This is a genomic window from Streptomyces sp. NPDC001920 (genome assembly GCF_053594495.1).
The window spans coordinates 74,956-89,080 of record NZ_JBSFEP010000004.1 but is presented as its reverse complement, the minus strand read 5'-3'; the positions used below and the strand labels follow the sequence as shown (position 1 = coordinate 89,080).

General features: G+C 73.0%; 10 protein-coding genes. 6 read left to right on the top strand and 4 right to left on the bottom strand.

The genetic code is table 11. The annotated features are described in order from the left end of the window. Positions 1 to 12: 12 nt before the first annotated feature. Positions 13 to 2,616, bottom strand: coding sequence for a class III lanthionine synthetase LanKC (lanKC, locus tag ACWCPI_RS07915; RefSeq protein ID WP_451037272.1), 2,604 nt, complete (start codon positions 2,614 to 2,616; stop codon positions 13 to 15). A gap of 188 nt (positions 2,617 to 2,804) precedes the next feature. Here lanKC and ACWCPI_RS07910 point away from each other — a divergent pair, with 188 nt between their 5' ends. From ACWCPI_RS07910 to ACWCPI_RS07890, 5 genes are all read left to right on the top strand, one after another. Continuing rightward, on the top strand, positions 2,805 to 5,258 hold the full coding sequence (locus ACWCPI_RS07910) for a SpoIIE family protein phosphatase (protein WP_451037271.1): 2,454 nt from the start codon (positions 2,805 to 2,807) through the stop codon (positions 5,256 to 5,258). 96 nt (positions 5,259 to 5,354) lie between these two features. Continuing rightward, on the top strand, positions 5,355 to 6,422 hold the full coding sequence (locus tag ACWCPI_RS07905) for a glucose-1-phosphate thymidylyltransferase (protein WP_451037270.1): 1,068 nt from the start codon (positions 5,355 to 5,357) through the stop codon (positions 6,420 to 6,422). Further along, a complete protein-coding gene (gene rfbB / locus ACWCPI_RS07900; protein WP_451037269.1) occupies positions 6,419 to 7,408 on the top strand; it encodes a dTDP-glucose 4,6-dehydratase in 990 nt (329 codons plus the stop codon). Before ACWCPI_RS07905 ends, rfbB begins: the two co-directional genes overlap by 4 nt. Then, positions 7,405 to 8,286: a dTDP-4-dehydrorhamnose reductase gene (gene rfbD, locus ACWCPI_RS07895; protein WP_451037268.1), complete on the top strand. Its 882-nt coding sequence runs from the start codon at positions 7,405 to 7,407 to the stop codon at positions 8,284 to 8,286. Before rfbB ends, rfbD begins: the two co-directional genes overlap by 4 nt. After that, a complete protein-coding gene (locus ACWCPI_RS07890) occupies positions 8,273 to 9,076 on the top strand; it encodes a class I SAM-dependent methyltransferase (protein WP_451037267.1) in 804 nt (267 codons plus the stop codon). The genes rfbD and ACWCPI_RS07890 overlap by 14 nt, the downstream gene beginning before the upstream one ends. A 27-nt stretch (positions 9,077 to 9,103) precedes the next feature. Here ACWCPI_RS07890 and ACWCPI_RS07885 read toward each other — a convergent pair whose 3' ends face one another. Both ACWCPI_RS07885 and ACWCPI_RS07880 read right to left on the bottom strand, forming a co-directional pair. Beyond that, positions 9,104 to 9,715, bottom strand: coding sequence for a dTDP-4-dehydrorhamnose 3,5-epimerase family protein (locus ACWCPI_RS07885; protein ID WP_451037266.1), 612 nt, complete (start codon positions 9,713 to 9,715; stop codon positions 9,104 to 9,106). A gap of 4 nt (positions 9,716 to 9,719) precedes the next feature. Next, complete coding sequence (locus ACWCPI_RS07880; RefSeq protein WP_451037265.1) at positions 9,720 to 11,657, bottom strand: glycosyltransferase family 2 protein; 1,938 nt, start codon at positions 11,655 to 11,657, stop codon at positions 9,720 to 9,722. Positions 11,658 to 11,849: 192 nt separating this feature from the next. On the opposite strand from ACWCPI_RS07880, the gene ACWCPI_RS07875 reads away from it, so the two are divergent. Next, positions 11,850 to 12,350, top strand: a complete 501-nt coding sequence (locus ACWCPI_RS07875; RefSeq protein WP_451037264.1) for a metallophosphoesterase family protein — start codon at positions 11,850 to 11,852, stop codon at positions 12,348 to 12,350. Between the two features lie 74 nt (positions 12,351 to 12,424). Here the strand turns inward: ACWCPI_RS07875 and ACWCPI_RS07870 are convergent, their stop codons facing one another. Next, a complete protein-coding gene (locus ACWCPI_RS07870; RefSeq protein WP_451037263.1) occupies positions 12,425 to 13,528 on the bottom strand; it encodes an XdhC family protein in 1,104 nt (367 codons plus the stop codon). Positions 13,529 to 14,125 lie beyond the last annotated feature (597 nt).

The following is a 14,125-nucleotide window of genomic DNA, read 5'->3' as shown; positions in this document are numbered from 1 at the left end:
GTCACGGCTCCGTCAGAGTGCGGAACCGCGTGGTGAGGGCCGCCCGAGCGGCGGCAGGAACGGCAGATGCGCGGTGGCCGGGTCGCCGGGGGCCGCGTGGGCCGCTCCCAGCGCCAGCAGGCACCCTGCCGTTCCGGTGGCCAGGTCCATCGACAGACGCATCATCTGGTGACCCGGGAAGGCGAGTTGACCTTGGTAGTCCATGGAGAACCAGCCGAGCCCGGCGATCTGCTCGGCGAGCCGTTCGCCGGTCGCTCCCGGCGTGTCGGTGCGGGCGAGGTGCAGGATCATTCCGGCGCGGCCCTGCAGGAGGCCCGGCTGCACGTAGAAGCGGCTGGTGGCGGCGGTCAGGATCCCGGCCCTGGCCCGCTCGAACGCGCCGTCCGGGTCGGGGGCGTGGGCGAGGTGGTCGTCCAGGACCATCGCGATGCCGGCGCTGCCGTCGCCGAGGTACGGCAGGGTCCGCCAGCCCTCGTCGACCTCCAGCGAGCCGCTCGGGTGCGTCACGCAGCACTCCAGGTCCCGGCGCAGTGCCACCCCGGCCGCCTCCAGCAGCTGAGGTTCACCGGTGCGTTCGTACTGCCGCAGCAGGAACAGCGCCGGCCCGCTCGCCCCGCGCATCAGCCCGGCCCGGCGACGCCTGGGCGTGTCCGGCAGGGGCTGCGCGAGTCGGCGTACGAGGATGCCGGCGACCTCTGCGGCACGCTCCCGCAGCTCCGACTCACCGGTCGTCCGGGCCAGTTCGCCCAGCACCAGGCCGAGTCCGGCCAGTCCGCCGTGCAGGTCGGAGGAGAGGTTCTGCCACCGCTCCCCGAGGATCCGCTCGACCAGGTCGAGGGCGCGCTGCCGGTGGCCGAGCCGGTCCAGGACGTGGGCGACGCCCGCGAGACCGTCGTACAGCCCCAAGGGGGTGCCCGTCGGCGGGGGCGCCGTTCGCTCCAGCAGCCAGCGCTCGCCCTCGTCGTAGCGTTCGGCACCGACCGCGTCCAGTGCGTACAGGACGCCCGCGGCACCGTGCGCGAGGCCGAGGCCGCCGCCGTCGGAGAACTGCGTGATGTCACCGGGGAAGAGCCGGTCGTCGCGCTCCGGGGTCGCCGAGGCCAGCAGCGCCTTGATCATGGAGTCACGGCTGTACGGCCAGTCGCCCGGCGCCACGAACGACGGTGCGCGCACGGTGCTGCCGCGGGTGATCTCGGTGACCGCCTCGTCCAGGAACTCCTCCGGTACGTCCGGGAACTGACTGAGGATCACTTCGGCGAGATGGGCCGCCTTGCCCCGGTCGACCACGAACAGCGTGGTGACGGGCAGGAACAGGGCGAGCCGCAGACAGGCCAGCGCGTAGCGGTCGACGTCCACGCCCCTGCGGTCCGGCGGGGCGAAGAAGCCGGGATGGGCGACCACTTGCCGGCCCTGCTCGCAGACGGGCGCAGCCGCCTCGAAGTCCAGCAGGACCACCGACTCCTCGTCGGGTGTCACCATGATGTTGAAGACATGCAGGTCGTTGAAGACGATCCCGCGCGCGTGCACCGCCTCCACCGCCCGCTCGACGGCCCCGTGGATGCGCACCGCCCACGCCGTGTAGTCGGCCACCGCCCGCGGGTCGGGGTCCGGGGTGAGCAGCGGATGCCGTTCGGCGAAGAACGAGTTCAGCGGGCGTCCCTCGACGAAGTCCATGACGAGGAACCGGTGGTCGCCCAGCGTGAACCAGTCCCTCACCTCCGGCACCACCCCCGTCCCCGCCACCTGTTCCAGCGCGGCCTTCTCCCGCTCCAGCCGGGCGATCGCGTCCGCCCCGTCGGCGGCCAGCCCCGCGTGCGGCCGGCCCTCCTTCAGCACGACCCGCCGCCCGTCCCGGGTGTCCGTGCCCGCGTACACCCCGCCGCCGTTGGAGAAGTGCAGCGCCTTCTCGATGCGGTACGGCAGCTCGCCCACCGTCGTCGTGTTGCGCGCAGCCAGATGCGGCTCCAGGAACGCCGGGAGGGTCACCCACTCCGGCACCTGGAAGGACGGCGCCCGGCGGTCCGGCACCCGGTTGCCCTCGCCGTCCAGCACCGCCGGCACGAGCGAGCCGCGCTCGTCGACGACGAAGGAGCGGGCGAACGCGCCGTAGCGGACGTAGAGCGGGCCTTCGTTCCACCGCAGATCGGTGAGGATGTACGGCCCCTCGAAGCCCTCCAGGAGTTCACCGAGCTCGCGCAGCACGACGTGCAGCTGCTCCTCGTCGGCCGGGTAGAGGGTGACGAACTTGCCGCTGGTGTCACGGGCGGCGTACTTGGTGTTGCGCAGATGCAGCAGGTGCGGACCCGGCACGAACTTGAACGGGATGCGCCGCGGCACGCAGTAGTCCCACACGATCGCGGCGATCCGCTCGGCGTCGGCCCGGGTGGCCGAGGCGTGGATCTTCCAGCCCTGAGCCGGACCGGACACCGGCTTCCCGTCCGCGGTGAGCGGTGTGAGCGCCAGCCAGTCGCCGATCCGCGTCGCGTCCCAGCCCTCCGGCACCTCGCGCCGCGCCGTCTCGTAGAGCGCGGTGCCCCGAGTCTCCTCAGACATGCGTTCAGGCGTCTCGTAGAAGTGCCTGTCGGCGAGCGCGTACACCTCGTACCGCTTGTCCATGCCTCCCCCTCCGTGGCTACGACGCAGAGACTTCCAGTGCGGGGAAGGCCACGCACAGTCACGGCTGTCACGAGCTCACCGTGCGGAACGCATGCGTCAAGAACTGTTCGGAGGTTTTCGAGCGCCACCCTCGTCAACGCCGCACCGAATGCTCACAGGGGCTGCGCACATGGCTCACAAGCGCTGTAATGGCGGACGTGGTCACTGAGGGCGCTGCCGGACGCAGGAGGCGTCTGCGGGCCGAAGCCGCCCTGAAGGCGCTTGCCGTCGATACGGACTCACCGCAGCGACTGCGCCGGGTCCTGGAACAGGCCCTGGTGTTCGCCGGGTCCTCCTTCGCCGCCGTGTACACGCCCAGCGAGGACGGCGAGCTGCTGTGCCTGATCGAGTCCGTCGGGGTGCCCCGCACCCTCTACGGCCTGCGCGACGGCTATGCCCTGGCCGGACGCTCCCCGCTCGCCGACGCCCACCGCACCGGCCACCCGGTGTGGCTCACCCCGCGGGAGCTCGCCGGCTCCGCGGACTCGCGACGGACACCCTCGCCGGACTTCCACCTGGCCGCGCTCCCCGCCCGCCGCGGTGACGACGGCGGATGCCTGGTGGCCGTCAGCGAGCACGCGGGCGGCTTCGGCCCCGACGACCGCGCGTGCCTCGAGCTGATCGCCGAAGCCGTCGCCTTCCCCGCCCGGCCCGCTGCCACCGAGCCCGGGGAACTGCCGCCGGGCGCGTTCAGCCTCGCCATGGACACCGGCCGCCTCGACGTCGGTGACCACATCCTGGCGCTGTTCGGCCTCGGGGCGGACGAGTTCGACGGCAAGGTGGAGACCCTGCTGGGCCGAACCGTCCCGGAGGACCTGCCGTCACTGATGTCCGTCGTCGAGGCCGACCACATGTCCATCGGCGACCGCGAGCTGGAGTTCCGGGTCCTGCAACCCGCCGGCCCGCCCAAGTGGCTCCGGCTGCGCGGCCGTCTCCTGCCCGGCGGCGAGGGGCTCCCGGCCCGCCTCGTCGGCACCGTCGCCGACGCCTCCACCCTGCGTTCCGAGGTCACCGACGTCGCCCGCGTCCAGCGCCTCGCCGCCGCCCTCGCCACCGCCGGCACGGTCCGGGACGTCAGCCACGCCGTGGTCAGCGCCCTGCGCAAGCCGCTGCGCGCCGACCGCATCGCGCTCGCCGAGCTGGAGAACGACCGGCTCGTCGTCACCGTCCTGGACCCACCCGGCCCCGAGTCCTGGCCCGAGCTGTGGCGCCAGGAGTGGCGCACCGAATGGCCCGACGCCCCCGTGCGCGCCATGCCCACCCTCGCCGCCGTCCTGCGCGAGGGCCGCGCACGGATCTGGCCCGCCGGCACCACCCTGGAACCCGCCCTCGCCGACGTCGGCCCCGGCGGCCTCGCCGTCCTGCCGCTGCCCGCCGGCGGCCGGGTGGCCGGCGCGTGCGTGATCGGCTGGGACACCCCGCACGAGTTTGGACCCGACGAACGCGCCCTGCTGACCGCCTCCGCCGGCCTCGCCGGCCAGGCCCTGCTGCGCGCCCACGCCTTCGACGCCGAGCACGAACTCGTCGGCATGCTGCAGCGCCAGCTGCTGCCCCGTCGGCTGCCCCGGCTGCCCGGCGCCGAGGCCGTCGCCCGCTATCTGCCGACCACGGCAGGTCTGGAGGTGGGCGGCGACTGGTACGACGTCATCCCGCTGCCCGACAACCATGTGGCGCTGGTCATCGGCGACGTCCAGGGCCACAGCGCGGCCGCCGCCACCCTCATGGGCCAGATGCGCACCGCGCTGCGCGCCTACGCGGCCGAGGGCCACCCGCCGGACGTGGTCGTCCACCATGCCAACCGGCTTTTGATGGACCTGGAGACCGACCTCTTCGCCACCTGCTGCTACGTCGACGTCGACCTGGAGGAGGGCGCCGCCTGGTGCGTGCGCGCCGGACACCCGCCGCCCGTGCTGCGCCACCCGGACGGGGCCACGGAGATCGCGGAGGCGGAGGGCGGTCCGCCGCTCGGTGTGCTGCGCGAGGCCGGGTTCCCGATGAGCCCGCTCAGCCTCCGGCCCGGCACCGTCGTGGCCCTCACCACCGACGGCCTGGTCGAGTCCGCCGACGCCGACATCGACGCGGGCATGGACCGGCTCGCCCGCGCACTGGCCCGCTCCGACCCGGCCCACCTCGGACTCGTCGCCGACGCCCTGCTCGTGGAGGCGCGCCGCAGCGACGACATCGCCCTGCTGCTGATGCGCTACGACGGCATGGCCGTACGCCCGCTGCGCGAGAGCTGGACCGTCTGGCGCGTCCCCGAGGCCGTCGCTCACGCCCGCCGCTTCACCCGACGCACCCTGCGCACCTGGGGCGTGCCGCCGCCGGACGCCGACACCGTCCTGCTGGTCGTCAGTGAACTCGTCACCAACGCCCTGGTGCACACCGACGGCCGGGTCCGCCTCGACCTCACCCTCGTCAACGACCGGCTGCGCGTCGCCGTCGCCGACTCCTCACCCCGCACCCCGGTGAAGCCGACCAGCATCAGTTGGGAAGCCACCGGTGGCCGCGGCATCCTCCTGGTCGAGGCCGTGTCGGCGGCCTGGGGCACGGTGCCGGTCAGTGGCGGAAAACAGGTGTGGAGCGAGATCGTGCCGGGCGGCTGAGGCCGGAATCCGGCGAACCGCCGTACAGCACGGCAGTTGAGAACAAGCCAATCCCGGCACGCTCAAATCCGGCCGACCCGGGCTAAGGTGAAGCAGATGAAGGCTCTCGTGCTGGCCGGTGGCGCCGGTACGCGCTTGAGGCCGATCACGCACACTTCGGCCAAACAGCTCGTGCCGGTGGCGAACAAGGCCGTGCTCTTCTACGGGCTGGAATCCATCGCAGCGGCCGGTATCACGGACGTCGGCGTCATCGTCGGCGAGACCGCCGCCGAGATCCAGGACGCCGTCGGCGACGGCACCAGGTTCGGCCTGGAGATCACCTACATTCCTCAGGAACGACCACTGGGCCTGGCGCACGCCGTCCTCATCGCCCACGACTACCTCGGCGACGACGACTTCGTGATGTACCTCGGTGACAACTTCATCGTCGGCGGAATCACCGATGTCGTCGACGAGTTCCGCGACCACCGTCCCGACGCGCAGATCCTGCTCACCCGCGTCCAGGACCCGCGCTCCTTCGGCGTCGCCGAACTCGACGACCTCGGCAGGGTCGTCGGCCTGGAGGAGAAGCCGCGGCACCCCAAGAGCGACCTGGCCCTGGTCGGCGTCTACCTGTTCACCCCTGCCATCCATGGCGCGGTACGCGCTGTCACGCCGTCCTGGCGCGGCGAGTTGGAGATCACCCACGCCATCCAGCACCTGATCGACACGGACGCCGACGTGCGCTGCACCGTCATCAAGGGCTACTGGAAGGACACCGGGAACGTCGCCGACATGCTGGAGGTGAACCGGACCGTCCTGGAGAACCTCGCACGCCGCATCGACGGCGACGTCGACGACGCCTCCGAGACCGTCGGACGCGTCGTCGTCGAGGAGGGGGCGCGCGTCGTCAACTCCCGCATCGTCGGTCCCGCGGTCGTCGGCTCCGGCACGCTCGTCGAGGACTCCTACGTCGGCCCCTTCACCTCCATCGCGGAGAACTGCCGTATCACCGACAGCGAACTGGAGTTCTCCATCGTGCTGCGGGACGCGTCCATCGACGGGGTGGGCCGGATCGAGTCCTCGCTCATCGGGCGGCACGTCGAGGTCACCCCGGCACCCAGCGTCCCCAGCGCTCACCGCCTCGTCCTCGGAGACCACAGCAAGGTGCAGATCCACACATGAACCTCCTCGTCACCGGCGCCGCCGGCTTCATCGGCTCGCACTACGTGCGCACCCTGCTCGCCCGTGACGCGCCGGACGCGCCCGAGGCGCCGCGGATCACGGTGCTGGACAAACTCACCTACGCCGGCACCCTCGACAACCTCCGACTCGACCACCCCAGGCTGCAGTTCGTGCACGGTGACATCCAGGACGCCGCCCTGGTCGACAAGGTGATGGCGCAGGCGGACCAGGTGGTGCACTTCGCCGCCGAGTCCCATGTGGACCGTTCGATCGCCGGCGCCGACGACTTCGTCCTCACCAACGTGGTCGGCACCCAGACCCTGCTGGACGCGGCCCTGCGCCACGGCGTCGAACCCTTCGTGCACATATCGACCGACGAGGTCTACGGCTCCGTCGCCACCGGCTCCGCCACCGAGCAACACCCCCTGCGGCCCAGCTCCCCCTACTCCGCGTCCAAAGCCTCCTCCGATCTGCTCGCCCTCGCCCACCACCGCACCCACGGCCTGGACGTCCGCGTCACCCGCTGCTCCAACAACTACGGCCCGCACCAGTTCCCCGAGAAGGTCGTCCCGCTCTTCATCACCAACCTCCTCGACGGGCAGCACGTCCCCCTCTACGGCGAGGGCCGCAACGTCCGCGACTGGCTGCACGTCGACGACCACTGCCACGGCGTCGACCTCGTGCGCACCAAGGGCCGGCCCGGCGAGATCTACAACATCGGCGGCGGCACGGAACTGAGCAACCGGGAGCTCACCGCCCTGCTGCTGGCGGCCTGCGGCGCGGACCCCGACCGGGTGCGGCACGTCGAGGACCGCAAGGGCCACGACCTGCGCTACTCGGTCGACTGGACCAAGGCCCGCACCGAGCTCGGCTACCGGCCCCGCCACGACTTCGCGTCCGGCCTCGCCGAAACCGTCGCCTGGTACCGCGACCACCGCGCCTGGTGGGAACCCCTCAAGCGCCGCGTCGGCGAGGTGCACGGATGAGGTGGCTGGTCACCGGAGCGGGCGGCATGCTCGGCCGCGACACACTCGACGCGCTCCTCGCCCGCGGCGAGCAGGTGGCCGGCCTCGGCCACGCCGCCCTCGACATCACCAATGCCGACTCCGTCGACCGCGCCCTCACCGCCCACCACCCCGACCTCGTCGTCAACTGCGCCGCGTACACGGCCGTCGACGACGCCGAGACGGACGAGGAACGAGCCCTGCGCGTCAACGGCGACGGCCCGCGCCTGCTCGCCCGTGCCTGCGGCGCGCACCGGGCCCGCCTGATCCATGTCTCCACCGACTACGTCTTCGCGGGCGACGCCTCCACCCCGTACGCCGAGGACCAGCCACCCCGCCCCCGCACCGCCTACGGCCGCACCAAACTGGCGGGGGAGCGCGGGGTGTCGCAGGAGCTCCCGGACGCGAGCGCGATCGTCCGCACCGCCTGGCTGTACGGCGTCCACGGCCGGAGCTTCGTCCGTACGATGATCGAGTCCGAGGCCCGCGGGGACACCGTCGACGTCGTCGTCGACCAGCGCGGCCGGCCCACCTGGAGCGCCGACGTCGCCGCGACGATCGCATCCCTCGGCCCCCGGGTCGGCACCGGCGCGACCGGCGTCCTGCACGTCACCAACTCCGGCGAGGCCACCTGGTACGACCTGGCCCGCGAGGTGTTCCGACTCCTCGGCGCCGATCCCGACCGGGTGCGCCCCGTCACCGGCGAAACGTTCCGTCGGTCCGCTCCCCGCCCCGCGTACAGCGTCCTCGCCCACGACCGCGCACCTCGGTTCGGCCTCCCGCCCCCACGCCACTGGCGCACCGCCCTGCACGAAGCACTGCCCCTGATCCGCGAGGAGACCCTTCGTGAAACGCCATGAGTTCCTGAAGGAACTGCACAAGGTCAGCGGGAACCGCAACTACCTGGAGATCGGCGTCAACGACGGCCGCAGCCTCAGACTCTCCCGTGTGCCCACCGTCGCCGTCGACCCCGCCTTCAAGGTCGTCACCGAGATCCGCTGCGACGTCCACCTCGTCAAGGCCACCAGCGACGACTTCTTCGCCCGCGACAACCCGCTCGTCCACCTCAGGGGCGGGCGCCACCCGCTGCGCAACCTGCGCCGCGGCCGCGGCCTGCTCGGGTACTGGCGCCGTACCGTCCTGGACCTGTCCTTCATCGACGGCATGCACCTGTTCGAGTACGCGCTGCGGGACTTCATCAACATCGAGCGGCACTCCGACTGGACCAGCGTCATCGTCTTCGACGACATGCTGCCGCGCAACGTCGACGAGGCGGCGCGAGACCGGCACACCGGGGCCTGGACCGGGGACGTCTACAAGATCGCCGAGATCCTCGGGCGGTACCGGCCCGACCTGGCGACGGTCCTGGTCGACACCCGGCCCACCGGGCAGCTCGTGGTGTTCGGCGCCGATCCCCGCGACACGGTGCTGCGGGACCGGTACGACGAGATCGTCGCCGAGTACGACGCGCCGGACCCGCAGAAGGTGCCCGAGGCGGTCCTGGACCGGGCCGGCGCGGTGGCCCCGCAGGCACTGCTCGGCGCGACTTTCTGGCGGCCCCTCGCACGTGCCCGCGGGCTCGGCGTGGGACGTTCACGGGGGTGGGAGCCGTTGCGTGCGGCCGTCCAGCGGGTCGCCCGCGGCGGGTGAACCTCCACGCCGCCCGGGACACCGGCGTCAGGCCTCGGCGGAACGCCCCGTGCGCAGCCGCTCGTAGTGGGCCGTGCAGGTCTCGTACGACGGGAGCAGGCCCGCCTCCCGCGCCTGTGCCAGCGACGGGGCCCCGGCGTCCTTGGGGGACTGGACCGGCCGGATGTGCTCCGGCCAGATGATCCCCAGCCCGGGGTCGAGCGCCTGCACGCCGTGTTCGTGTCCCGGGGCGTATCCCGTCGAGCACAGGTAGACCACCGTGGCGTCGTCGGTGAGGGCCATGAAGGCGTGCCCGAGTCCCTCGGCCAGGAACACGGCACGCCGGGTGGTGTCGTCGAGGCGCACGGCCTCCCAGCGGCCGTAGGCGGGGGAGCCGACGCGGACGTCCACCACCACGTCGAGGACGGCGCCGCGCACGCAGGTCACGTACTTGGCCTGCCCGGGCGGCACGTCGCGGAAGTGCACGCCCCGCAGCACGCCCCGGCGGGAGAGCGAGCAGTTGGCCTGGGCGAGGGACAGGACGTAGCCCGTGGCCTCGCGCAGCTCCTCGCCGCGGTACCACTCGTGGAAGGTGCCGCGGTCGTCGGGGAACACCTGCGGCTCCAGCACCCAGGCGCCCTCGATCCCCAGGGGCCGCATCCCGTCACCTCCTCCCGGCCCGGGCCCTGAGCCGGGGCGCGGTGCGCCGCAGGAGCGTGCCGAGCCTGCGCCGTGCCCCGCGCACCAGCCGCCGCAGCGGACCGGAACCGGGGGCGCGCACCACGCGCACCCCGCCCGCCCCGGCACGCAGCGCGAACGGCAGGGCGAGACGGCGCGGACCGGGCACGCCGAGCGTGACCCGCCAGGTCCCGCGCTGCAGCCCACCGAGCGGCAGGACGGCGTCCAGGAGTGCCCCGGAGCCGTGCGGGGACAGGGTGGCGGGCAGGGTGTGGGCGGTGCCGGACGAGGTGAGCCGGAGCGACACCTCGGTGCCGTCGTCGGGGACGTGCAGCGGGAGGGGGACGCGCAGGCGGTCGCCGGCGGCGGTGACCTGGTCCGGCGCGAGGACGCCCAGGCCGAGGCGGTGGGTCGCGCGGTCGACGTCGAGAGCGAGGTTCGCGTGGGGCGCGGTCCAGTACGGCAGGATCACATGGCCGCCGGCCACACCCGCGGGTGGGGCGGGACGGTGCGTGCGGGGGGCGGGGCCGAGACGGCACTCCTTGGTCCAACCGCCCAGTTTGACGCGGACGACGGCGTCCCAGAGGCCGTCGCGCGTGAGGGTCGCGGGGTCCACGGCGGCGGTCGCGCGCAGCGCCAGCCGGACCCGGCCGCCGCCGTCCCCGGCCGGCGCCTTCTCCCGGGTGAACTCCACCGGCTGGAAGTACTGGGCGGCGCCGGCGCGCTCGCGCAGCAGCAGGTCGGCCGTGGCGGCACCGAAGCGCGCGAGGGTGTCGGCGCCCACCCAGGCGATGGCCGCGGCCAGCTCTCCCGGCGGGTCACCGGGCGGCGTACCGGCCGTGTCGGCGGCGAAGGTCATCGGCTCGCCGCCGCAGGCGTACTCGGCGGTGAAACCGACCCGAAGCGTGCCGTCCCGCCACGTGACGTGCTCGGGGACGGCCGTGAGGGCGACGCCGGCCTCCCACTCGGCGAACGCCTCGACGTCGTCGTACCGATCCGCCGCGATCAGCGCCGCGACGACCCGCTGCGTCGGCTGGAGCCCGGCCGCGACACCCGGCCCGAAACGCTCCACGACGACGTGGTGCATCTCCTCGAACAGCTCCCGGCGGTAGTCCGCCGGCAGGGCGAGCAGCCGCCGTCCGCGCATCCGCTCGACCATCTCCACCCGCAGCCAGCGCCTCAGCAGCCGGTCGCGCAGGGGGCCCGGCTCGGTGTACCGCTCGACGACGTCGAGGGCCTCCCGGAGGTTCTTGAAGTAGCCGCCCGGATCGAAGCGCTGGAAACCGGCGTTCGAGGAGTCGTCCCGCCGGACGTGGTAGTAGCAGACGTAGTCGCTCAGCACCGAGACGTTGCTCGCGCGCAGATACGCCTCGGTGACGAAGACGTGGTCCTCCAGGCGTCGTCTGCCCTCGGGGAAGCGCAGGCCGATGTCGTCGAGGAAGGCCCGGCGGAACATCTTGTGCGGGGTGAGGCTGTCGATCAGCGGCGCGTTCTCGACGGTGGCACGCGGATGGTTGCGGCGGAACAGCTCCACCGGCACCCCGCGGTTCTTGCCCGCCATCTTGCCGACCACGACATCGGCGCCGTTGGCCACGCCGTAGTCGTACATCCGCTCCAGAGCCTCGTCACCGAGGTGGTCGTCGTTGTCCACGAACATCACGTACTCGCCCCGGGACGCGGCGACACCGACGTTGCGGGGCTTGCCGGACCAGCCGGAGTTCTCCTGGTGGAGCACCGTCACCCGGGGGTCCGCGGCGGCGAGCGCGTCCAGCCGGGCCGGCGTGCCGTCGGTGGAACCGTCGTCGACGAAGACCACTTCGTAGGCGTCAGGGGGGAGCGACTGCCCGAGCAGCGAGGCGATGCAGTCCTCGATATGAGCCCCCGGGTTGTACACGGGGACGACGACGCTGACCTTGACCGGCATCGGCTCCGCGCTCCCTGGGTCGCTGTGCGTGGGCGGCAGATTTCGGCACTCGTGGCCAAATCCTAACCCCGTCACCGCTTTTGTCCACGGGGCGACCACGGCGTCTACCGCGACCGCGGCGTCCACGGCCACCGCGGCGTCCACGGCCTGCCGGCCGCGGCCGAAGACAACCGCGCACGGTAGCCTGGCGCTGTGCGCCTGCTCCTGACCAGCGACACTCACCTGCCCCGACGCGCCAAGGAGCTGCCCGCCCCGCTCCTCGCCGAACTCCCGCGCGCCGACGTCGTGTTCCACGCCGGCGACTGGGTCGACGTGGCCACGCTCGACCTGCTGGAGAGCCGCAGCGCCCGGTTGGTGGCGGTCCACGGCAACAACGACGGACCGGAGCTGCGTGCCCGTCTCCCCGAGGTGGCGTACGCCGAGCTCGGCGGCCTGCGCTTCGGCGTGGTCCACGAGACCGGACCCGCCCAGGGCCGCGAGGGGCGCTGCGCGGCCCGTTTCCCCGACCTCGACGTCCTGGTCTTCGGCCACAGCCACATCCCCTGGGACACCACCGCCCCCACCGGCCTTCGCCTGCTCAACCCCGGCTCCCCGACCGACCGCCGCCGCCAGCCCCACTGCACCTACATGACCGCCACCGTCACCGAGGGCGCCCTCACGGACGTGGAGCTGCACCGGCTGCCGCGTCGCTGACGGCCGGTCCTCGCCGCCTGGCAGGCGCTCGCCCCACGGGAGGCGTGGCGACGGCGACCGCGGACGCCCCGCACTCACAGCGGCCGCGGATGGATGGCGCCGGCGGCCCCCGTCAACGGCGTGCCGCTGCCGCCCCAGCGCAGCGCGATGATCTCCGCGGCCACGGACACGGCGACCTCTTCGGGCGTACGGGCGCCCAGGTCGAGCCCGACCGGCGAGCGCAGCCGGGCCAACTCGCCCTCGGTCAGGCCGGATTCGACCAGCCGGCGGGTCCGGTCGTCGTGCGTACGGCGGCTGCCCATCGCCCCGATGTACGCGGCCGGCCGGCGCAGCGCCTCCTCCAGCAGCGGCACGTCGAACTTCGGGTCGTGGGTGAGGACGCAGATCACGGTGCGCTCGTCGGTGTCGGTGCCCCTCAGATAGCGGTGCGGCCAGTCCACGACCACCTCGACGCCCGCGGGGAAGCGTTTGGGTGTGGCGAAGACCGGGCGGGCGTCGCACACCGTGACCCGGTAGCCGAGGAAGTCGCCGATCCGGGCGACCGCGGCCGCGTAGTCGATCGCGCCGAAGACCAGCATGCGGGGCGGCGGTGCGAAGGAGTGCAGGAAGACGGTGACCGCGTCCTCACGGCGCTCGCCGTGCGCTCCGTAGTGCCTGCGGCCCGTGGCCCCGAGAGCCAGCTCACCGCGCGCGTCGGCGGTGACCGCCGCGTCCAGACCGGGGGTGCCGAGCGTCCCGGAGACCCGGTCGGGCCACACCGCCAGCGCCGCCCCGCGGGGCGCGGGACCGTCGGTCACCGTCGCCACGGTCACCGGACGGCCCGCGGTGACCGACTCCGCGACCTCGCCGAACGACGGGTCGCTCTCGGCCGTCACGGGCCGCACCAGCACGGTGATCTCGCCGCCGCAGGTCAGCCCCACCGCGAACGCGTCCTCGTCGCTGTACCCGAAGGTCTCCAGCCGGGCCTGCCCGCTCGCCACGACCTCCCGCGCGAGTTCGAAGACGGCTCCCTCCACACAGCCACCGGACACGCTGCCCACGACCTCGTCATCCGGCCCCACCGCCATCGCGGCACCGGGGTCGCGCGGGGCGCTGCGGCTCGTGGCGACGACCGTGGCCAGCCCGAACGGGGCGCGGGCCGCGTACCAGCGGCTGATCACCGGGAGAATCTCACGCATGTCGCCGCCACCTCCTGGTGCGACCGGTGGGCGAGCCTTCGACCCGTGTCCTTCCAGTTCCAAGCGGGGTGGGCGGACGGGCGACGGGCGCGTGCCCGTCGGGTCCCCGCTCTTGGCAGTATCGACCTTGCGGTCGCGTCGGTCACATGCGCAGGAGCGGGGGCCCGCGGACCGCGGTCGGGTTCGGCGGACATGGAACGGGGCGTGATCACCGTACGAGCCCCGCGGCTGCCAGGCGCCGGGCCTGCTCCGCGAAGCACCGCCGCCGCCCCTCGCATCGCCGTCCCGGCAGGTGGGCAAGCCGCACCGGTCACCGGCGGACCGGCCTTCGCCCCGGGTCACGCGCTGTCGGTGCTTGCCTCAGCGCCTGTGAACCGGTCGCCCGGTGGAAGCGATCTAGGCCGAGGAGCACGTCCCGGAGGAGTCGGAGCGGTCGATCGCCGTGAACCGCGACTTCTTCCAGGTGGTGCCCTCGCGGTAAATCCGTTGCCCGTGCGGGGGCGGTCCTGCTGAACTCGAAGAGACCCGTCGTCACACACAAAGGAGCGGTAATGCGCACTGCGTTCATGTCCCCCCAGGAAGGAACGACCCCCTCAT

Excerpts from the sequence above, each read along its gene's own strand:
- lanKC (WP_451037272.1), bottom strand. The coding sequence starts at position 2,616 with ATGGACAAGCGGTACGAGGTGTACGCGCTCGCCGACAGGCACTTCTAC.
- ACWCPI_RS07910 (WP_451037271.1), top strand. The coding sequence starts at position 2,805 with ATGGCGGACGTGGTCACTGAGGGCGCTGCCGGACGCAGGAGGCGTCTG.
- ACWCPI_RS07905 (WP_451037270.1), top strand. The coding sequence starts at position 5,355 with ATGAAGGCTCTCGTGCTGGCCGGTGGCGCCGGTACGCGCTTGAGGCCG.
- rfbB (WP_451037269.1), top strand. The coding sequence starts at position 6,419 with ATGAACCTCCTCGTCACCGGCGCCGCCGGCTTCATCGGCTCGCACTAC.
- rfbD (WP_451037268.1), top strand. The coding sequence starts at position 7,405 with ATGAGGTGGCTGGTCACCGGAGCGGGCGGCATGCTCGGCCGCGACACA.
- ACWCPI_RS07885 (WP_451037266.1), bottom strand. The coding sequence starts at position 9,715 with ATGCGGCCCCTGGGGATCGAGGGCGCCTGGGTGCTGGAGCCGCAGGTG.
- ACWCPI_RS07880 (WP_451037265.1), bottom strand. The coding sequence starts at position 11,657 with ATGCCGGTCAAGGTCAGCGTCGTCGTCCCCGTGTACAACCCGGGGGCT.
- ACWCPI_RS07870 (WP_451037263.1), bottom strand. The coding sequence starts at position 13,528 with ATGCGTGAGATTCTCCCGGTGATCAGCCGCTGGTACGCGGCCCGCGCC.